A 21,616-nucleotide genomic window follows, 5' to 3' on the forward strand; every position below is an offset into this window, starting at 1 on the left:
GTATTTTGTCAAGCAGAGCTGAGGGTGTGCAAAACAACTTAGCTAATTGGTTTAGTTAAAATGGGTGTTTTAGTGATTCTGTAAATTGATTTATAAGCTCAATTTCACAGAGTTTATAGCTAATTGCTGCTGATGTCGCATTAGGAAGTTTTATTAAGTAGCGCCATTGGCAGGCACTTTCTAGGTACTTTTCGTTATTTTTAATACTGCGCCGGAATAATGGCAGTACCTGAGTGTTTCCTGTGCTTTCTTCTGATTTTGTTAGCTCAAATTTACGCTTTAATATCCAACTTCCTTGTACTTGCTTTGCTTTATCAATTTGGGCATCTAGGCATTGAATATACCGCTTAGCTTCATCGGTTGTTGCTTTAGCAGCTAAAGTACATGCCTCATCTGCAAAGCTGTACTGGCTTGTAGTTAATAGCACAATGGCAGTTAGTTTTAATAAATAGTTACTTTTTGTCATTGTAATTAAACTCTAAGATAAATTGAGCGCCGGCTAAGTTATCAGCATCGGTAATGGTAAGTGTCCCGTTATACGACTTAACTAAGTCAGATACAATCGCCATGCCTACGCCGTGTCCGCTTTCGTATGTATCGAGGCGAGTACCACGTGTAAGTAAAGATTCACGTTTATCCTCTGGCACGCCGGGGCCATCATCGCTAATTCCAATACACAAAGTTTTACTTTGTATTACTTGTATTACTTGTATTTCTACTTGTGAGCGACACGCTTTACAGGCGTTATCAATCAAGTTACCAAGCAATTCCATTAAATCTGTTTGGTCACCTAAAAAGTAATCTTTTTCGGTGACAGAGCAGTTAAAAATAATATCTTTATCACGATATACTTTGGCCATAGCACTGAGTATTGAATCGAGTACTGGTTTAATAGGCGTTTGTTTTTTCCACGTGTCTGATGCACCTGTTGCAGCACGTTTTAATTGGTGCTCGATCATCACATTAATGCGGTCGAGTTGTTCTTGTGCATCGGCATCGTTTGCCAATGGACTTGATTTTAATACCGCAAGCGGTGTTTTAAGTGCATGAGCAAGGTCGCTTAATGAGGCTCTGTAGCGTTCCTTTTGGCGCTGTTGCGACTCTAACAATAAGTTTAGATCTGCTTTTATTGTTTGCAGCTCTACAGGGTAGAGGCCTTTAATTTCTTGAATATCACCCGATTCAATCGCTTTTATTTCTTTATCGAGTCGTTGGAGTGGGCGAGCGCTCCAAATGAAACCAATCGCCATCAGGCCTGCAATTGCAATCCCCATGATAAACATCCAATCTACAAGGGTTTGCTTAAAGCCATCCATTAAACGAAGTAGCGCGTCGTTACGTTTAACTAATATGAAGCGGGCTTGTTCTGATTGATCTATGTTGTTTAAAATTACAGTCAGGCTAAGTTGCCAGTACGCGGTATTATTATACTCCACGCGCCTGAAGTCGGCGGCACCTGCCTTGGCTTCTATTTGCTGTGGTACATAGTTTAAATTTACAGCCGACTCTGAATTCCAAATAGGATCGTCGTCACGATAAATCATTGCGTAGGTATCTGAATTTAATCTGTTTAACTCAGGCGCTAAGATAGTGCTGGGCATAATAATACCATGCTCAGTAAAGTCGATTTCAGATATTAGCGAGTAAAGCTGTGCTTCGAGGGTTTTTTCTGTCGCATCAACAAGTGAAGCGTAATACGCTTTGCCAATTGAATAAAATAAGATAGGGAGTGCGACTAATAAAACAAAGACAAGGATAAATCCTTGCCTTATTTTTAACGATATTTGCGGTATTACCACTGGCTTTTAAGCCTGTAACCACGCCCACGTAGTGTTTCTACTGGGTTTAGTACGCCTTCAGGGTCAAGCTTTTTACGCAAGCGCAGTACAAATACTTCAATTACGTTTGAATCAAGGTCGAAATCTTGGTCGTAAATATGCTCAGTAAGTTCTGATTTAGAAATTACTTTTTGAGGATTTACCATTAAGTATTCAAGTACTTTATATTCGTAAGCTGTAAGGCTAAGTTCTTTATCATCAACCCATACTTGCTGTGAACGTGTATGAATTTTAATTGGACCCGCAGTCATTTCAGGATTTGCTTTACCCGCACTGCGACGAATTAATGCATTACAACGTGCAATGAGTTCTTCAACATGAAATGGTTTTGTAAGGTAGTCATCTGCACCTGCATCTAAACCTTCTACTTTATCCTGCCAGCGATCGCGCGCTGTTAAGATTAAAATAGGGATAGTAATGCCTTGTGCACGTGCTTTATTAATTAGCTCAATACCGTCTATTTTAGGTAAACCTAAATCAACTACGGCCATATCAAGCGGGTATTCTGTAATGTGGAAAAGACCTGCTTCACCGTCGTGGCATAAGTCCACGCTGTAACGTTCTTTTTCTAAAGCATTACGTAGGTTGTCTGCTAAATGTAAATCGTCTTCAATAACTAAAATTCGCATTTTTAATCCTTTTTCACTTCGCCGGTTTTTTTATTTATATGTAAATCAACGACGTGGCCGTCAGATTTAAGTATTCGTACGGTATAAAAATCTGTTTTTTCGGTGATTTTTAAGGTCTTACCACCAATTGTTTTCTTTGCGAGTATTACGGCTTTCTTTTTGTCCACCTGAGCATGAGATGCTTGGGTGGCGGTTGCTGCTTGAGCAAAGTTAGCTAAGCTAACACAAGCAATAAAACCGAGGCTTAATAATATGCGCATAATGGAAAACTCCTAGACCAGACTCACTTAGTTTAATTAACTAAGTTACTAAAATTCAAGTAAAAACGCTAAATTCGCTTTTATCTCAGTAATTTTAATTAAAATCTTGTGAACAAACCCTGAATTACAGTGCAACACACGCTCTTAGGGTTTAATACACTTTTAAGCAGGGAACACCTTTTTAAAAGGTTTAACAACTGTATTTTCATATACGCCAGCGGCAACATATGGATCTGCTGCTGCCCATTCTCGAGCTGCTTCAATTGATTCAAACTCAGCAACAACTAATGAACCGGTAAAACCTGCTTCCTGAGGGTCTTCACTATCAACTGCCGGAAACGGACCTGCGGTAAGTAAACGGTTTTGTGAATCAAGCTCACTAAGGCGTGCTAAATGTGCCGGGCGTGCTGCTTTTCTAAACTCTAAGCTGTTTTCAACGTCTGTTGAGTGAATCATGTACAACATAAGGAATCTCATAAAAATTGTTAAATTTGATTAACGCAATACTATCACAGCGTTGAAAATTGGTGAATTAAAAGCGTATTTACACAGGTTTACACTTCGATTTTATTTTTAAGCTGTAATTGCTTGAAAATCTCTGTGTAACACTGGTAGAGTCGCTGAAATATACAAAATAATAAAAAGGTTTTACGCATGAGCGATAATAGAGAACGATTTAGTTCCCGTCTCGGATTCATAATGGCAGCGGCAGGTTCGGCTGTTGGCATTGGTAATTTAGTTGGTTTTCCGGTTTCTGCTACCAAAAATGGTGGTGGCGCATTTTTATTAATTTACGCTTTATTTGTCGTGTTCATTTGTTTGCCAGTCATGATGGCTGAAATGGCAATGGGTCGTAACGCTCAAAAAGATCCACTTGGTTCGTACAAACTATTATCTAATAACGATAAAAAATGGAAGCTAGCAGGTTTTTTAGCGGTGCTTACACCATTTATGATTGCTGTGTTTTATATGGTAATTACGGTTTGGATTTTTGGTTACTTAACGCAAACAGGCCTCGGTAATTTAGATTTACTTGCAGATCCTGGCCACTTTGGTGTTTTTATTAATAGTTACACTGTGTTTGGCTATATGGCCGTTGTGGTTATTATTGTTAACTTAATTTTGTTAGGTGGTGTTAAACAAGGCATAGAAAAAGCCGCTAAATTTTTAATGCCAGCCTTACTTTTCATGCTACTTGCCTTAGTTACTTATGTATTAACGCTTGATAACGCAATGGCCGGTGTTAAATACTACATTATTCCTGATTTTTCTAAGATGAGTGCAAGTGTACTTAATGGCGCATTAAGCCAAGCGTTTTTCTCGCTATCGCTGGGTATGGGTATATTAATGACTTACGCGTCATACATTTCTAAAAAAGATGACATTGTAAGTAGCGCTAAAATGGTCGCTATTACAGACTCACTCGTTGCGTTTGTAGCGGGCCTAATGGTGTTGCCCGCTATATTTAGCTTTGATCCAAACACAGACCCATCAGCACTTTCTGACTCGTCTGTATCAATGATTTTTGTATACCTACCTAAAATATTACTAGCACTGCAAAATGATATTGGCTATGTAGGTGCGTCTATTGTTGCGTTCTCATTCTTCTTATTAGTATTTTTTGCAGCGATTACTTCACTTGTTTCAATAGTAGAAGTACCGACAGCAACACTAAGTGACCGTAAAGGTATTAGCCGTAAAAAAGCATTGGGCATCCTTACACTTTCAACCGGTGTACTTACTATTTTATGTACAATGTCGTTTGGTATGATTGACAGCCTTACTTCGTTCACCAGTTATGGCGGCGTTAATAAGAGCTTTTTTGATATTATTGTTGATGTATTTTACGACACAATTTTACCGCTTAATGGCTTAATGGTGTGTTTGTTTGTAATGTACCGCTGGAAAAAAGCACGCTTAACGCAAGAGCTAAGCTTAGGTTCGCCTAATTATGCGGGAAGCTTGATGGAAAAGTACGTTAACTTTTCACTTTCAACGTTTATTCCTGTCATTCTAGCTGTGATATTTATAAATACAGTGGCGACTAAGTTTTTTGATTTAAAAATATTTGGTTTTTAAATAGACCTCTTTAAAAGCTTATTGAATAATATAATGCCGCTCAGTTAAGCTTAGCGGCATTTTTTATGAGCGTTTTTTTCAGGTATCTGGTAACTATTATACCAACCTGCATAAATCTTTGATCAATTTAACGAATTAAATTGCACTATAACGTCGTTAAAAATTTTTTATTTACGACTGCATGGATGCAGGAGGTAGAGCAATGCAGGGAGCAATTGCCGAGAACAACTAGATACAAAAATTTTTGCCTAGTTCTAGCGTAATTTTCTNGAACAACTAGATACAAAAATTTTTGCCTAGTTCTAGCGTAATTTTCTCAACGTTAAATAGACCCCATATATAAGCAGATTGGTATTAAAGGGATTTAAAGTGAATAAGATTATTATTGCTTTTGCTATTTCATCATTTGGCGCATTTGCACAAAGCGCTGATGATTGGCCTGAAGGCGGTGCAATGTACACTGGCATTACTTATAATTTAGAGGGCAATAGATACAAAACTAAAATCAGTAAAATGATGGATGAAATCTACCTACAACTAAACGACGATTACCAAGTAGATGCCGTTAAAGCGCAAATAACAGCATGGGAGCACTATATAGATGCTACATGTAATGTTGTTGGAATAGCAACAGGCGCCGGTGGCTCTTGGCCCTCAACGTATAGTGTTAAATGCGAACGAAGCCTAAGTTACGATAGATACTTTGCAACTAAAAATGCGCTTAAGTGTGTTAATAGATTGAGTAAAGAAGAATTTGTAGGACGTAGCGAAAAGTTAAATTGTTTAATTCAAACATTAAATATAAAAATATTTTAAGGTCTACATAGCGCTACAGCTAAATTATACAGTTAGCTGTAGCATTTTAGGCTTTATAACACCTCAATACTTTATAAAAACTCAATACTGACTGTTGCGCCTTTTTCGATATTGCCGCTTTGTGCTGGCACTACAATTAAGCAGTTCGCTTTACTAAGCGACGAAAGTACACCCGAGCCCTGTTTATTAAACGGGGCAACTACTAAGTCACCTTGCTCGTTAATTGTTGCAGTACCTCGCTGAAAATCAGCTCTTCCTGGGCGCTTTTTAATAACGGATGTAGTAACAGCGTTAAAGCGCATTTTAGGGTTTACTTCGCCATGACCAGAGAGCTTTTGCAGTGCAGGCTCTACCAACTGATTAAACGTCACAGCAGCCGACACAGGGTTACCTGGCAAGCCAAAAAAGTAACTATTACTTAATTTACCAAAGGCAAAAGGTTTGCCTGGTTTCATGGCTATTTTCCAAAAGTGAATGTCGCCAATTTCGTTAAGCACTTCTTTAGTAAAGTCGGCTTCACCAACTGATACACCGCCTGAGCTTATTACGGCATCGGCAAGTTCGTTTGCTTTTAAAAATGCATTGGTAATGAGTTCTTTGTTATCAGGGATAATCCCTAAATCAATCACGTCGATATTTTTTTGTTGCATGGCGCTGATAATAACAGCGCGGTTGCTTTCAAAAATAGCGCCTTGTTTAAGAGGCTGACCAGGTTCTATTAGCTCATCGCCTGTAGAAAGCACGGCTATTTTTAGGGTTCTTACCACGTCTATATTGGCAATTCCCAAAGATGCAAGTAACCCCACATCAACGGCTTTTAATTTATCACCTGCTTTTAAAATAATATCGTCGATTGCAATATCTTCGCCAGCAAAACGCACGTTTTCATTTAGCTCAGGTTGCGCAGTAAACGTAATTTTATCGCCATCAACCGAGGCGCTTTCTTGCATTGCAACGCCGTTAGCGCCTGGTGCAATGGCGGCGCCGGTCATTATTCTTACGCATTGCCCTGGGGTAAGCGTTTCTTCAAAAACTTGACCCGCAAACACGCTACCTACTTGTGTATAGGTTAAGCTTTTATCTGAAATACACAGCGCATAGCCATCCATTGCAGAGTTGTTATGAGCGGGTACGTTTATAGTTGATTTAACATCGCTCGCTAAAACGCGATCAACGCTTTGCATTATAGTGATGGTTTCAACGTCTTTAACAGGTGTTATTACGCTAAGTATATTTTGTATTGCAGTTTCAATTGGCAATAAACCGGGTGCATTGCAAACATCGTTCATATATATTGCTTACTTAAATCATTTTATTTTGAAACAATACTTATAATGTCAAAGCTTTACAATACATGGTTGGGTTATTTTTTGTGTGTGGTATGCATGCTTTCGTGCAGCGTAAACGCAAAAGAAACGCTGCAAGTAGCCGTAGCGAGTAATTTTAAAACTGTATTGCAAACCCTGCTAAAAAACTCTCCATTACCTAATGTCGACGTTAAAATATCAGCCGCTTCTAGCGGTGTTTTATATTCGCAAATAGTGCATGGCGCACCATTTGATGTGTTTTTATCGGCTGACGATTTTCGACCGCAATCGCTTATTAAAGAAGGCTATGCCGAGCAAAGTAGCTTAATCACTTACGCGTTAGGCGAACTTGCTTTGTGGCAACCCAAAGCTGAAAAAGTAAATGATAAAGTAGCCATTGCTAATCCTCGTTTTTCACCATACGGGCGTGCCTCAGAGCACTATGCGAATAACCATTTTAAAAAGCCAGTAAATTATGTGTACGGTAATAATATTACGCATGCTTTTCAATTTGTTGAAAGTGGTAATGTAGGAATAGGGCTGGTGGCTGTTTCATCACTAAAGGCAGCGTACAGTAACACGCAAGATCAAAAATATTTAGATTACACCGTGCTGCCTACAAATCAATATCCCGATATAATTCAACAAGGTGTTATTATTAAGTCGACTAAAAAACTCGCTAGCGCTAAGCAACTTATGCAATTTTTAATGACGCAGGCTACGCAGCAGCAGTTAATTGAATTAGGTTACAGAATAAAGGACAACAATGCTTCAAAGTGATTTAAGCGCGCTGTGGTTAACTATAAAACTTGCCTTTATAACCGCAGTACTCCTTCTAGTTTTTTGTATTCCGGTGGCTTACAAGCTCGCTGGCTATAACGGTAAATTTAAACCATTTTTAGAGGCATTAATTGCAATGCCTTTAGTGCTACCGCCTACGTTATTAGGGTTTTATTTACTTGTTTTATTTTCGCCTGATCACGCTTTTGGGCAGTTTTGGTTTTGGCTAACGGGTACACAGCTTGCGTTTAGTTTTCAGGGCGTGGTTATTGGCTCGCTTTTTTACTCACTGCCTTTTGTAATGCAGCCACTTGTGGCTGGGTTTAAGCATATTAATCAAACTTACAACGAAGCGGCAATTGCGCTTGGGTTAAGCCCGTTTAAACGCTTTGTGCATTTAATTATTCCGCTTTTAAAACCCAGTATTGGTAGCGCATTTGCTTTAGGTTTTGCGCATACATTGGGTGAGTTTGGTTTGGTATTAATGATTGGCGGTAATATTCAGGGACAAACACAGGTGGTGTCTATTGCGCTTTACGACCATGTTGAATCGTTAAATTATACGGCGGCGCATCAGCTTTCACTTATTTTACTGGCTATTTCGTTTGCCTGTTTAGTGCTGTTATTTAAGTTTAATAAAAGCATTGTAGGGGTTAAGCAATAACATGATTAAGTTAAGCCTTTTTAAAACACTCAATAATTTTGATTTAGATATAAACCTTGAGCTTGAGTCGTTTAATGTTCTCGGTGTTTACGGACCTTCTGGCTCGGGTAAGTCAACATTACTGCGTTGTATTAGTGGTTTAGAGCCTGCAAAAAGTGTTTATATAAATAATCAGCCAGTGCATGAGCTGCCAAGCGATAAACGCGGTATAACGCTTCAGTTGCAATCGTGCCCGTTGTTTCCTCACTTAGATGTGGCAGGTAATTTAGCGTTTACACAAAAACACTGCGGTAATAAACAAACCAGCTTAACGCTACAATACGTTGTTAAAACGCTTGAATTACAAGACCTACTAAACCGCGATGTACAAAGCTTATCGGGCGGCGAACGCCAACGTGTAGTATTTGCGCGCACTTTACTTGCCGGTCAAAAATTTATAATGCTTGATGAGCCTTTTAGCGCGCTTGATTGGTCATTGCGTTTTAAAACACTCACTAAGCTTAATGAGATTGCCGTTAAGTTTAATATTAAATTTATAGTTGTAAGTCACTCATTAAAAGAGCTGCTATTTTGCTGCGATACCCTTATTCAGCTAGATAAAGGTAAGGTGATAAACCAAGGTGCGAGTGCACACGTTGCAAAAGCTATTTATGCAAACGATAGGCAAACACCGCTGAGCTTAATTAATTACGATGTGGTTAAATTTGATGAAGACTACGGACTATATCAACTGCAATTACTAAATAGTGAGCAGCTACTTTATGTGCTCCCCGCACTTGTAGATAGCAGTAATAAGCTAATTATAGAAAGTGAGCAAATGTCGTTTAGTGCGTTAAAGCCTGAGCAAACAACGCACAGTAATGTTTTAAGGTCGGTGTTAACTCAGGCTGAGCTTATTAATAATAAGTGGCAGTTAACGCTTAATGTAGATGGGCAAACACTGTATTGCCTGGCATCAAGGCGAGTGTGGGACAAAAACGACTTTAAAGTGGGTGATGTGCTTTATACAACAATCCATAATTTAGAATAACTAAACGTTGCACACCGCACATTGACTGTTTTTAGCTATTTTAAAACGATTAAATTCCATGCTTAAACCATCCACCAGCAATAAATGATTGTCTAAACCACTTGGCAAACCAGCAAGCATTTTTAGCGTTTCAGTCGCCTGAATACTCCCAATTAGCCCCACAATAGGGGAGAGCACGCCAGATTCAGAGCAGCTTTGTGTTTGTTCACTAAAAAATTGCGATAAACAACCATAGCAATGGCTGTTTCCATCCATAGTAAAACACGCGACTTGTCCTTCCATACGTATTGCAGAGCCCGAAACCAACGGTACTTTAGCGTTAAAACACGCGCTATTTAGTGCATTGCGCGTTGCTAGGTTATCTGAGCAATCAATTACTATATCAATGTTATTAAATAGAGGATAGATAGACGTATTTTCATCAAAAAATTCCTCAATGGTATTTATGTCTATTTCACTATTAAGCGCGCTGAGCTGTTTTTTAGCGGCACTGCATTTTGAGCTACCGATATCACTTTCTTTATACAGTATTTGCCTTTGCAGGTTGGTTACGTCTATTTCATCGTTATCAACTAAGGTAAGCGTGCCAACGCCAGATGCCGCTAAGTACTGACTCACCGCACACCCAAGCCCTCCTACACCAATAATTAAAGCATGCGATTGCCATATTTTCTCTTGTCCGTCTATATCAAGCTGCGGGAGCATAATGTGCCGAGAGTAGCGCAGTTGCTGCTGGTAAGTTAACGGTGATTTTTGCATTTTTTAGCTTCTCATACTTTTTATAAACAATACCAATTTGTTAAATCCAAGAGCAAGTGGTAACGCTTTTTATTTGCACTCTAACAACCCAGAGCCTCTCACTCATATAGTGCAACTATAACGTATCAAAACAGTAAATACCTATAACCAACTGAAAATTATGGTTTTTAATTAGTGGCTCAGTAATTGCTAAGTTGGGTTAACTAAAATTTAACAAACATTGGGCCACTACTCATATAAAAGGGTGGGGCATTAGTAAAACAATAATACGTTTACGAGGAAAATAAACATGCAACCGAGTTCTGGGTTTAACCTAATATCCTTTAAAGGAAAAATGAAAGTATTACATCTAAGTTGGATGGTCTTTTTTGTGTCATTTTTTGTATGGTTTAACCATGCTCCTTTGTTAGGTGCTATAGCAGGTTCGCTTGGGATCACCATGGCGCAAGTTAAAACATTATTAATTTTGAATGTCGCGTTAACTATTCCAGCGCGTGTTGTAGTGGGTATGCTAACCGATAAATTTGGTCCGCGTATTGTTTATGCGGCACTACTTATTAGCTGTAGTATTCCGTGTTTTATGTTTGCTATGGCAACCACATTTGAGCAAGCCGCAATAGCGCGTTTTGCGCTAGGTTTTATTGGCGCTGGTTTTGTTGTGGGAATTCGAATGGTGAGCGAATGGTTTCCTGCTAATGAGCTGGGTATAGCTGAAGGTATTTATGGCGGTTGGGGTAATTTTGGCTCAGCAGCAGCGGCTATGTTACTACCAATTATTGCACTTATGTTTGGTGGCGAAGATGGTTGGCGTTATGCGATAGGTTTAACGGGTGTATTAAGCGTTATATTTGGTGTTATTTGGTACATAAATGTAACCGACACACCAAAGGGCGGCACATACTTTAAACCTAAAAAAGTAGGCGCAATGGAAGTTACCAGTAAAGGCGACTTTGTATTACTGCTTATTATGAAAATCCCTATGTACGGCGCATTAGCATTACTTACTTGGAAGCTTTCACCAACGGGTGCTAACTTAATTTCGGCTAATTTTGTACTTGCTGTGTATGCTTTTTTAGTTCTACTTTATATTTACGAAGTGTATAAAACCTTTGATGTAAATGGTCATATTTTTAAAGAACCGGTACCTGAGTCGCATCGTTATGAGTTTAAGCAAGTAGCTGTTTTAAATATTTTATATTTTACAACATTTGGTTCTGAGCTTGCGGTTGTCTCTATGTTGCCGCTGTTTTTTATTGATGTGTTTGGTCTTGATATGGTGTACGCAGGTATTTTAGCCTCTGCTTATGCATTTATGAACTTAGCATCTCGCCCTGGTGGCGGTTGGATTTCAGATAAATTAGGTCGCCGTATAACACTTATTGTACTTACGATGGGGCTTGCAGTTGGTTACTTTGTAATGGGCTTGGTAGACGCATCGTGGCCTTTATGGCTTGCCGTTGTAGCAGCTATGGCGTGTTCGTTCTTTGTGCAAGCAGGTGAAGGCGCAGTATTTGCTGCAGTGCCGCTAATTAAACGCCGTTTAACAGGGCAAATTGCAGGTATGACTGGCGCTTACGGTAATGTTGGTGCAGTGGTTTACTTAACGGCATTGTCGCTTGTTGACTATAAAACCTTCTTTTTCATTATAGCAGGCAGTGCATTACTTGGCTTAGGCGCGCTGTTTTTTATGAAAGAACCAGACGGACATATTACCGAAGTAAATGAAGACGGCACCGTAGAACTTATTTCAGTAACTTAAGGCATTATTGATTATGTTTGATGAAACACTCCAAGCAAAAGCACTTAAAAATGAACTCAATGTTTCATTTGGCGGCCACAGCGCTAAAGGGTTAAAAGCAGAAAACCAAGATGCGTTTGCTGCTCTTAACACCAAAGCGCAAGAAAAAGAGTCTAAAGGCGTTATTGCCTGCTTAGCAGATGGGTGTTCATCAGCAAAAAATGCGAAACAAGCGTCTCAACTTTCGGTTACTCATTTTATAAATGAGTATTTAAATACTCCCGAAAGTTGGGCGGTTAAAAAGTCAGTGTCGAAAGTGTTAGCGAGTTTAAATCAGTGGCTTTATTCGCAATCGGTTAATTATAATCATCTTGGTCAGCGCCAAGCTGATTGGATGACCACTTTTACAGCGCTTATTTTAAAGTCGGCAACGGGTTATATTTTTCACTTAGGTGATACGCGTATTACCCGCCTGCGCGACAGTAAAATAGAGGCGATAACACGGGATCACAAAGTAAACGATACGCTAACCCGTGCACTTGGCGCACAACTTCATCAAGAAATAGATGTTTACGAAGTTGACCTAAAAACCGACGATATTTATATATTAACCTGCGACGGTGTACACGATGTACTGCCAAGCAGCGACATAGCTAAATTAATTAACGAGCACGCTAATTTAGAGCATGCAGCTAACGCAATTACCGAACTTGCATTAGCGCGAGGCAGTGACGACAACGTAAGTTGTTTACTGGTAAAAGTAGAAAATATTGCCGAGCAAAAGTTAGATGAGCTTTATCACTCGCTAACACGACGAAAAATTCCACCCGCACTTAATGTTGGGCAAAAAATTGATGGCTACACGGTTATTCGTAAATTACATGCCAGTAGTCGCTCGCATATTTATTTAGTGCAGCAAGCGCCCGATATACCGCCAGTGGTTTTAAAAGCACCTTCGGTTAATTTTGAAGACGATGTGCACTACCTTCAAGGCTTTATAAGAGAAGGTTGGGTAGGGCAACGCATAAACCATTTAAATGTGATGAAAGTACTGAGTACGCAATCGCAAAGTCGTTTTTTGTATCATATTTGTGAGTACATGGACGGGCAAACACTCAGTGATTGGAAACACGACGTGCCGCACCCAGAAATAACCCAAGTACGCAGTATTATTGAACAAATAGTACATGCGCTAAGGGCGTTTCAGCGACTCGATATGGTACATCGTGATTTAAAACTCGATAACGTAATGATAGATGCGCACGGTAAAGTAACGCTCATTGATTACGGCACAGTAAGTGTTGCGGCTATGGACGAGTCGGTTAAACAAATTGCGGATGATTGCCCGCAAGGCACTGCCGATTATACTGCACCCGAAACACTCATTACTATGCACGCCGATTTCAAAAGTGATTTGTTTTCACTTGGCGTGATTGCTTACGAGTTATTGTGCTCAAAATTGCCTTACAAACCACTGCCGCTTAACCACGTAGCGCCAAAAGATTACAGCCATTGGCACTACACAAGTATTCGTAAATACAGAGCCGATATTCCGTTTTGGTTAGATCAAGCCCTTATGAAGGCGCTTGCACCTAAACCCGAGCTCAGATACCAAGCTTTTTCTGAGTTTATAAACGATATCAACAAACCTAACCCTTATTTAGAAAGTACCGCCAATAAAAGCTCAATACTAAAACGCGATCCAGTGATGGTCTGGAAATGTATTTCGCTATGTTTATTTATTGCTTTGGTGTGTGTATTAATAATTAAAACCTAGAGAACCAAAATGCTTAACTATAAGAACAACTTACCTATTATTTTTATACTGGGTTGCTTCACTGCGCCTTCAATAAGCCAAGCTTCGCAAACCGATCTTGATTTTAGACTACGTTTTGAAAGCGTCGATCAAGAAAATTCCTTAAAAGATGCAAGCGGCTTAACACTCAGAACCCGCTTAACGCATCAAACAGATGAGGTGAATGGTTTTTCAGCCCTTATTGAAGTAGAAGACACTCGCAGCCTATTTGGCGTAGACGATTACAACAACACCGTGGGTAAAAATACCGATTACTCAGTTATTGCCGACCCCGAAACCACTGAAATTGACCAAGGCTTTGTTAAATATGCCCGCGATGGTTTCTCGCTAAAAGTAGGACGCCAAGTAATTGCACTTGATGGGCAACGCTTTGTTGGGCACGTAGGTTGGCGCCAAGACAGGCAAACCTTTGATGCAGCAACCATTAACTACGCATTTAATAACATAGATTTACAGTACAGTTATTTAAATAAGCGTAACCGTATATTTTCTGACGATAAAGACATTAAATCGTCCGATCATCTTATTAATGCCAGCTTTAAAACAGACTTCGGTAAAGTGGTTTTATACAGTTACTTATTAAGTGACGATGCAATACAAGACGACAGCTTAGACACTTATGGCGTTTCTTTTAACGGTAATAAAACCCTAAACGACATAACGTTTTATTACAAAGCGGAGTATGCAACGCAGTCTGCTTCAACAAGTGTGAGTGATTTTGATACAGACTACTATGCACTTGAAGGAGGTGTTGATATTAATGGGTTGGGCAGTGAGCCCATAATATTAAAAGTTGGCATCGAGTCACTCGGCTCTGACAGTGGCGATTACGGGTTTGCAGCACCGCTTGCCACAATGCATAAATTTAATGGTTGGGCAGATATGTTTTTGAGCACACCCACACAAGGTTTGGATGACACTTACATAAGCCTAAATGGTAAAGCATTTGACGGTAAATGGCTGATGACATATCACAGTTTTGATGCCAATGAGCAATCAAATGGGGTTGACGATTTAGGTCGTGAGCTGAACGTACAATACGTTAAACCGATTAATAAAACCTACACGGTGGGTGCTAAATATGCTGATTATTCAGCGGGCGATACTGCTGCAAATAAAGTCGATACTCAAAAATTATGGGTATGGATGAGGGCTAAGTTTTAATACCTTGTTGTATTTAATTTCCCTTCTTATTTTCTTCATTAATTTATAGCGATACAAGATGGTGCAACTGCACCATCTTGTGGGGATTTACACTTTCAACCTCTGCACCAATGTAGGCAACCAACTGATTTTTAATGATTATATATTTGGCTTACATATTGCTATAACAATCCTATAACAAATCATTCGATTTCAATTTTAGTTAATTACTAAAGTAGATATCATTTTAAGGTGAGTAAATGCGAAGTAAGCAGCGTGTTGTAGTGGTAGGAAACGGAATGGTGGGGCATCATTTTGTGCAGCAGCTAGTTTCTCAAAATCAGGCTGATAACCCATTTGAAATTACGGTATTAAGTGGAGAAGACCGCTTAGCGTATGACCGCGTGCAACTATCGTCTTTTTTTAAAGGTAAAACCGCAGACGACCTCGCTCTTACATGTAATAAAACCTATGACGATTGGCAAGTACGCTTTCATATTCACTCTAAAGTGGTTGATATAAATCGTGATGCGCAAACAGTAACAACCGCTAAAGGGGAGCTGTTTGAATACGACAAACTTGTGCTTGCTACCGGTTCATTCCCATTTGTGCCGCCTATACCGGGTAAGGACCGTGAACATTGCCTTGTGTATCGCACTATTAACGATTTACACGCAATAAAAAACTCAGCTCACGGTAGTAAAGTAGGCGTGGTAATTGGTGGTGGTTTATTAGGGCTTGAGGCTGCAAACGCATTAAAGCAACTGGGTTTACATACTCACGTAATAGAATTTGCACCGCAACTTATGGGCGTACAAGTTGATGCGGGTGGCGGTCGGCTACTAAAAAATAAAATTACCGATTTAGGCGTTACTGTACATACATCGGTGGCAACCGAGGAAATAGTAGAAGGTGAAAACTGCCGTTACAAAATGTGTTTTAAAGGCGGTAAAACCCTTGAAACCGACATGATTGTATTTTCTGCGGGGATTCGCCCTTATGATAATTTAGCCCGCGAGTTTAATTTAGAGTTAGGTGAGCGCGGCGGTATTGTAATTAATAACCACTGCCAAACGAGCGACAAAAACATATACGCTATTGGCGAATGTGCACTGTGGAATAACTTTATTTTTGGCTTAGTGGCACCCGGTTACGCCATGGCTAAAATAGCCGTTGGGCATATTTTACAACAGACCCAGCAAGGTTCATTGCAAAGTACTGGCTCAGACAATAAAGCAGATGAATTTAGCGGTGCAGATATGAGCACCAAGCTTAAATTAATGGGTGTTGAAGTGGGCTCTATTGGCGACGCACATGCACGCAGCGAAGGTGCAATAAGTTATTATTTTGAAGACCAAGCCAATGGGATTTATAAAAAAATAGTTACTAATTCACAAAGCAATAAGCTGATTGGCGCCGTACTTGTTGGCGATACCAGCGATTACGATAATTTACTGCAATATCATTTAAACGACATTGAACTTACCACCGCGCCTGAAGCGCTCATTATGCCCCTTGCCGGCGACATAGCAGAGCTAAGCGCGGATGACTTGCCTGATGACGCCATTATTTGCGCTTGTCATAAAGTAACTAAACACACCATTGAACAATCAGTCGCTAAAGGCTGTATAGATCTGGCAAGTGTGCAGCAAAACACCAAAGCCAGTACCGGTTGTGGTGGCTGTGAAAAACTCGTTCAAAACGTAATAAGCAGCGCACTTGCTAAAGCAAGTAACACTATTAACGTAGTTACGCTTAATGAGCCTGTAAAACAGCCCGCATAAATTAAAGCACACTAATTAAAGCACATTAAAAGAGAGCAGTATGGCAACCGCAAATACGTCACCAACTATAAATAAAACGAGTTTAAAACAAACAACATGTGCTTACTGTGGTGTAGGGTGCGGTGTTGATATTTCACTTTTTAATAATGTGCCAACCAAGCTAGAAGGTATGCGAGAGCATCCCGCAAACTTTGGTCGTTTATGTGTAAAAGGCACGCATTTGCTCGACACAACAGGCAGTGATAATCGCTTAACGTCGCCCCTTATTAATAATAAAGCAGCCTCGTGGGATGAAGCCACCGATCATGTTGCCAATAAATTTAACGACATAATACAAAAGCACGGACCTGACGCGGTCGCATTTTATGTGTCTGGGCAGTTACTTACCGAAGATTATTACATCGCGAATAAATTAATGAAAGGCTACATAGGCTCAGGCAATATTGATACAAATTCGCGCCTGTGTATGTCGTCTGCTGTAGCTGGTTATAAACGCGCTTTTGGTGAAGACGTGGTGCCGTGTACCTACGAGGATTTAGAACAAACTGAGCTGCTTATTTTAATTGGCTCTAATGCCGCATGGACGCATCCGGTTTTGTATCAGCGAATGGAGCGTGCAAAGCAGCTAAACCTAAATATGAAAGTGGTGGTTATTGATCCGCGTAAAACCGACACTGCTGAGCTTGCCGACACATTTTTAAATATAAAACCAGGCAGCGATGCTGCACTTTATAACGGCTTACTTAATTATCTACATGAGCATAACCACCTCGACACGCAATTTATTGCTCAGCACACAAACGGCTTTGAAAGCGCACTGCAAGAGGCACAAAAGTGGAGCTGTGAGGCAGTTAGCGACTTTTGCGATATAGCAATTGAGCAAGTAACTGAGTTTTACGCGCTATTTGCTAACAGCCCAAGCGCAATTAGCTTTTACTCAATGGGGATAAATCAATCAAGCTCGGGTGTAGATAAATGCAACGCCATTATTAATGCACATTTAGCCTCAGGTAAATTACTTAAACCAGGTAGCGGTCCGTTTTCGATTACTGGGCAGCCCAATGCGATGGGCGGGCGCGAAGTCGGTGGTTTGGCTAATCAATTGGCAGCGCACTTAGATATTGAAAACGCAGCGCATCAATCACTTGTGCAACGTTTTTGGCTCTCGCCAACTATCGCTAAAAAAGCAGGCAGTAATGCTATTGATATGTTTGATGAAATAGCTGCAGGCAAAATAAAAGCAGTGTGGGTAATGGCTACAAACCCTATGGTGAGCTTGCCCAATAACGCCGCTATTAAAAAAGCATTAGAGACTTGCGAGCTGGTGGTTGTTTCTGACTGTATTGCAAAAAGTGATACGTTAAAATTTGCCGATGTTGCTTTTCCATCAACCGGATGGGGCGAAAAAAACGGCACAGTAACTAACTCAGAACGCAGAATATCAAGGCAGCGCCCGTTGGTTGCACCTTACTCTGGTGCTAAAAACGATTGGCAAATTATGTGCGACGTTGCTAAAAAAATGGGCTTTAAAGGGTTTGATTTTACAGATCCCAGTGGCATTTTTGAAGAATGGGCACAATTAACCGACTTTGAAAATAACGGTAGCCGATTATTAAACCTCTCTGGTTTAGTTGGGCTCACAAAAAGCCAGTACGATAATTTAAAACCCATTATGTGGCCTGTTGTTAAAAATCAGCCTTATAAAAACGGCCAGGTTTTTACAGATAACCAATTTAGCACCGCTGATAAAAAAGCACGTTTTATACCTATAGCGCCGCAATTACCTGTGCAAAAAACATCAAGCGACTATCCGTTTGTAATGAACTCGGGTCGTATACGCGACCAATGGCATACCATGAGCCGCACAGGTAAAAGCACTGCGCTTTCATCGCATATTACACGCCCGTATATTGAAATTAATCCGCTTGATGCCAGTAAATTAGCAATTAAGCAAAACGATTTAATAAGTGCGATTGCCCAAACTGGGCAGGTTACCGCGCATGCCAAAGTAACCGATGCCGTGCGCAAAGGTGAATGCTTTATGCCTATTCATTGGAACAAGCAATTTGCATCATCTGCTACAGTAAGTGGGCTGTATCAATCGGTAGTTGATCCGATATCTGGTCAGGCTGAGTGTAAACACGGCGCTGTTAATATAGTTAAAGCACCCTTTGTGCAATATATGCAGCTGTTTGCTAAAAGCGAACTTGTTATAAACAGTGATTTTTGGCTCAAAGTTAATGCAAGTAATTGCTTTAATTATCAATTGGCGCTTAATGAACCACAAAGTGATTTACTGTATTACTGCCAAACCTTGACTGGTTTACAAGGGCAGTGGTCGGCTATGAGTACGGCAAAAGCCATGCATGTGCAGTGTATTCAAAACGATCAACTAGCGTTTGTTGGTGTTATTTCTAACGAGCAGAAAGAAATATCACTCGAATGGATAAATCATCTATTTGCAGAGCCGTTACTGACTTTTACACAGTTACAGTCACTGCTTTATGCAACTCTCGATGAAGAATTTACCCAAGGTGCACAAGTGTGTAGCTGCTTTAAAGTAAGAGAGCAACCAATTATAAACGCCATTAAAAACGGTGCAAACACAGTCGAGCAATTGGGGTCTGAACTTAAATGTGGAACGAACTGTGGTTCGTGTAAAACACAATTGAGCCAATTAATAAAACAACATTACAAAGCAGGTTCTAGCAGCATTGATGTTGCGGTTGTAATGTAAAGAAAAAAGGAAGCATATGCTTAATGATCAATTTGGTCGGCAGTTTAACTATTTGCGCCTCTCAATAACCGATGTATGTAATTTTAGTTGTAGTTATTGTTTACCAAACGGGTATCAGTGCGATACGCCGCGTAATTTTTTAAATAAAAACGAAATTAGCACCTTAGTAAATGCGTTTGCAGAGCTAGGTACCAAAAAAGTGCGTATTACAGGTGGCGAGCCATGCTTACGGAACGACGTCACCGATATTATAAAGCTCTGTAAAAATACGCCTGGTATAGAAAAAGTAGCCATGACTACCAACGGGTTTAATTTATTAAATAAAATAGACGAATTTGCCGACGCAGGGCTCGATGCACTTAATGTAAGTATTGATAGCTTAAATCCGAGTATGTTTAAACTCATAACAGGGCACGACAAACTTAACCTTATTTTAAAAGGCATTGAGCGCGCTGTAGAGCTGGGCATAAAAGACATAAAAATAAATGCAGTGCTTGCCAAGCAGTTTAATAAAAACCAATTGAAGGATTTTTTAGCGTGGGTAAAGCACCACAAAGTTACGGTGCGCTTTATAGAATTAATGGAAACAGGTGACGGCGCAACCTTTTTTGAAGAAAATCACTTAAGTGGGCAAACGGTTAAAGCACAGTTACTCGACCAAGGTTGGTTACAAGTCGTTAGGGGGAAATTAAATGGACCCGCTGAAGAGTTTTGTCACCCTGATTACGATGGTCGTATTGGTTTAATAATGCCGTACAGCAAAGATTTTTGTAAAAGCTGCAATCGATTAAGGGTGTCGGCACTAGGTAAATTACACTTATGCTTATTTGCAGAGCAAGGTATAGATTTACGCGAGCTACTAAACGAGGATGATACTGCAGCGACCGTAAAGGCAATTCGAGCTGCTATGGGCAATAAAGAAATAAGTCATGAGCTAGATAAACGCTTAACAGGTGCGACAACTCACTTAGCCATGTTAGGTGGCTAATATGAGTGCTTGTAACGGAGCTAATACAGGTTCGAATATAAAAGCTCAACACGATTTTACAGGCGTTGTACTTGCTGGTGGTAAGTCATCAAGAATGGGCACAGATAAAGCCGATTTAGTTTTAAAAAATAAAACGCTATTGCAAAATGCGTGTGATTTATTAAAAGACGCAGGTGCTAAAAATATACTAATAAGCCGTAATGTTACAAATTCAGCCAAGTCATCTAGCCATTATTCACCGAGCGATTATCCCTCAGAAAAGTACGTTAAAGATATATACCCAAATAGCGGTCCCCTTGGCGGAATTTACTCCACATTAATAGCCACCGAGCACGACTTACTTATTACTGCGGTAGATATGCCACTACTTACTAGCAGTTTGTTAAGCACAATAGTGCTGGCTTCGCAGTCAAATAGCGTACAAAGTGTGAGCAATCAATTAAATCAGTCACAAATACATGCTTGGCACTTTGAAAATGAACCGCTACCGCTGTATATTCGTAATACAAGCAGTGTAAAAAATCATTTAAAACACATACTCACAAACGCAAACAGTCATAAATCAATAAAACAGTTTACCCAAAGCATTGGTGTGCAAACGCTTTTATGTAATAAAGCGCACGCATTAATAAACACCAACACACCGGCGCAATTTAAAGCTGTAAATGAGCATTTTGACCAAAGCATTAATCAATTAAGAAGAACATTATGAGCCACACAAGCGATACACAAATACCTTTAAACATTGCAGTACTAACAGTAAGCGACACGCGCGATGCGATTACCGACACGTCTGGTCATTACTTAATTAAAGCATTAACTGAGGCGGGTCATCACCTAGCCGATAAAGAAATTGTAAAAGATGATGTTTACCAGATGCGCGCCATTGCATCGCAGTGGATAGCCGATGACACCATTCACGCTATTTTAGTGACTGGCGGTACAGGTTTTACTGAACGCGATTCAACACCTGAGGCATTTGCACCGCTGTTTGATAAAAGCGTAGACGGCTTTGGTGAGCTATTTAGACATATATCGTACGGTGAAATTGGTAATTCAACTATTCAATCTCGTGCGTTGGCAGGACTTGCTAACAACACCGTTATTTTTTGTATGCCAGGCTCTACAGGTGCGTGTAAAACAGCGTGGACAGGCATTATAAAAGATCAACTTAATTCAATGCATAAACCGTGTAACTTTGTACCGCACATTACCATTGGTAAAAAGTGTGAATCGCGTGAGCAATAG

20 protein-coding genes are annotated in these 21,616 nt (G+C 40.0%); 13 read left to right on the forward strand and 7 right to left on the reverse strand.

The window, feature by feature from the left end:
- Positions 1-55: 55 nt before the first annotated feature.
- From I6F49_RS16415 to I6F49_RS16435, 5 genes are all read right to left on the reverse strand, one after another.
- Positions 56-466, reverse strand: coding sequence for a hypothetical protein (locus I6F49_RS16415; protein ID WP_197181345.1), 411 nt, complete (start codon positions 464-466; stop codon positions 56-58).
- Entirely contained in the window at positions 453-1,799 is a 1,347-nt protein-coding gene (locus tag I6F49_RS16420; protein WP_197181346.1) for an ATP-binding protein, read from the reverse strand. The genes I6F49_RS16415 and I6F49_RS16420 overlap by 14 nt, the downstream gene beginning before the upstream one ends.
- Entirely contained in the window at positions 1,793-2,467 is a 675-nt protein-coding gene (locus I6F49_RS16425) for a response regulator transcription factor (protein WP_007375447.1), read from the reverse strand. Before I6F49_RS16425 ends, I6F49_RS16420 begins: the two co-directional genes overlap by 7 nt.
- Before the next feature lie 2 nt (positions 2,468-2,469).
- Positions 2,470-2,727, reverse strand: coding sequence for a PepSY domain-containing protein (locus I6F49_RS16430; protein ID WP_197181347.1), 258 nt, complete (start codon positions 2,725-2,727; stop codon positions 2,470-2,472).
- A gap of 162 nt (positions 2,728-2,889) precedes the next feature.
- Positions 2,890-3,192 (reverse strand): YciI family protein, encoded by a 303-nt coding sequence (locus I6F49_RS16435; RefSeq protein WP_197181348.1) that lies wholly within the window; start codon positions 3,190-3,192, stop codon positions 2,890-2,892.
- 189 nt (positions 3,193-3,381) lie between these two features.
- On the opposite strand from I6F49_RS16435, the gene I6F49_RS16440 reads away from it, so the two are divergent.
- Positions 3,382-4,806: a sodium-dependent transporter gene (locus tag I6F49_RS16440; protein ID WP_197181349.1), complete on the forward strand. Its 1,425-nt coding sequence runs from the start codon at positions 3,382-3,384 to the stop codon at positions 4,804-4,806.
- 369 nt (positions 4,807-5,175) lie between these two features.
- Positions 5,176-5,622, forward strand: a complete 447-nt coding sequence (locus I6F49_RS16445; protein WP_197181350.1) for a hypothetical protein — start codon at positions 5,176-5,178, stop codon at positions 5,620-5,622.
- 71 nt (positions 5,623-5,693) lie between these two features.
- On the opposite strand, the gene moeA is transcribed toward I6F49_RS16445, so the two are convergent.
- Positions 5,694-6,911: a molybdopterin molybdotransferase MoeA gene (gene moeA, locus I6F49_RS16450; protein WP_197181351.1), complete on the reverse strand. Its 1,218-nt coding sequence runs from the start codon at positions 6,909-6,911 to the stop codon at positions 5,694-5,696.
- Positions 6,912-6,956: 45 nt separating this feature from the next.
- Here moeA and modA point away from each other — a divergent pair, with 45 nt between their 5' ends.
- From modA to I6F49_RS16465, 3 genes are read left to right on the forward strand one after another with little or no spacing between them, the layout of a single operon-like run.
- Positions 6,957-7,709 carry a molybdate ABC transporter substrate-binding protein gene (gene modA / locus I6F49_RS16455; RefSeq protein ID WP_197181352.1) on the forward strand — a complete coding sequence of 251 codons (753 nt, stop codon included), beginning with the start codon at positions 6,957-6,959 and terminating at the stop codon, positions 7,707-7,709.
- Positions 7,696-8,373, forward strand: coding sequence for a molybdate ABC transporter permease subunit (gene modB / locus I6F49_RS16460; RefSeq protein ID WP_197181353.1), 678 nt, complete (start codon positions 7,696-7,698; stop codon positions 8,371-8,373). Before modA ends, modB begins: the two co-directional genes overlap by 14 nt.
- 1 nt (position 8,374) lies before the next feature.
- Positions 8,375-9,403 (forward strand): ATP-binding cassette domain-containing protein, encoded by a 1,029-nt coding sequence (locus I6F49_RS16465; RefSeq protein WP_197181354.1) that lies wholly within the window; start codon positions 8,375-8,377, stop codon positions 9,401-9,403.
- On the opposite strand, the gene I6F49_RS16470 is transcribed toward I6F49_RS16465, so the two are convergent.
- Positions 9,404-10,162, reverse strand: a complete 759-nt coding sequence (locus I6F49_RS16470) for a HesA/MoeB/ThiF family protein (protein WP_197181355.1) — start codon at positions 10,160-10,162, stop codon at positions 9,404-9,406.
- Between the two features lie 289 nt (positions 10,163-10,451).
- Between I6F49_RS16470 and I6F49_RS16475 the strand changes: the two genes are divergently transcribed.
- From I6F49_RS16475 to moaB, 8 genes are all read left to right on the forward strand, one after another.
- Positions 10,452-11,921 carry a NarK family nitrate/nitrite MFS transporter gene (locus I6F49_RS16475; RefSeq protein WP_197181356.1) on the forward strand — a complete coding sequence of 490 codons (1,470 nt, stop codon included), beginning with the start codon at positions 10,452-10,454 and terminating at the stop codon, positions 11,919-11,921.
- Positions 11,922-11,934: 13 nt separating this feature from the next.
- Positions 11,935-13,677, forward strand: coding sequence for a bifunctional protein-serine/threonine kinase/phosphatase (locus I6F49_RS16480; RefSeq protein ID WP_197181357.1), 1,743 nt, complete (start codon positions 11,935-11,937; stop codon positions 13,675-13,677).
- A gap of 9 nt (positions 13,678-13,686) precedes the next feature.
- The gene (locus I6F49_RS16485; RefSeq protein ID WP_197181358.1) at positions 13,687-14,880 is read left to right on the forward strand and encodes an alginate export family protein; all 1,194 of its coding nucleotides are present in this window, start codon (positions 13,687-13,689) and stop codon (positions 14,878-14,880) included.
- A gap of 239 nt (positions 14,881-15,119) precedes the next feature.
- Positions 15,120-16,643 carry an FAD-dependent oxidoreductase gene (locus I6F49_RS16490; RefSeq protein WP_197181359.1) on the forward strand — a complete coding sequence of 508 codons (1,524 nt, stop codon included), beginning with the start codon at positions 15,120-15,122 and terminating at the stop codon, positions 16,641-16,643.
- A gap of 40 nt (positions 16,644-16,683) precedes the next feature.
- Positions 16,684-19,380: a nitrate reductase gene (locus I6F49_RS16495; protein WP_197181360.1), complete on the forward strand. Its 2,697-nt coding sequence runs from the start codon at positions 16,684-16,686 to the stop codon at positions 19,378-19,380.
- 16 nt (positions 19,381-19,396) lie between these two features.
- A complete protein-coding gene (gene moaA, locus I6F49_RS16500; RefSeq protein ID WP_197181361.1) occupies positions 19,397-20,368 on the forward strand; it encodes a GTP 3',8-cyclase MoaA in 972 nt (323 codons plus the stop codon).
- Position 20,369: 1 nt separating this feature from the next.
- Positions 20,370-21,080 carry a molybdenum cofactor guanylyltransferase gene (gene mobA / locus I6F49_RS16505; RefSeq protein ID WP_197181362.1) on the forward strand — a complete coding sequence of 237 codons (711 nt, stop codon included), beginning with the start codon at positions 20,370-20,372 and terminating at the stop codon, positions 21,078-21,080.
- Positions 21,077-21,616, forward strand: coding sequence for a molybdenum cofactor biosynthesis protein B (gene moaB / locus I6F49_RS16510; RefSeq protein ID WP_007585240.1), 540 nt, complete (start codon positions 21,077-21,079; stop codon positions 21,614-21,616). The genes mobA and moaB overlap by 4 nt, the downstream gene beginning before the upstream one ends.

This window comes from Pseudoalteromonas sp. SWN166 (assembly GCF_015864485.1).
Taxonomy (GTDB): Bacteria; Pseudomonadota; Gammaproteobacteria; order Enterobacterales; family Alteromonadaceae; genus Pseudoalteromonas.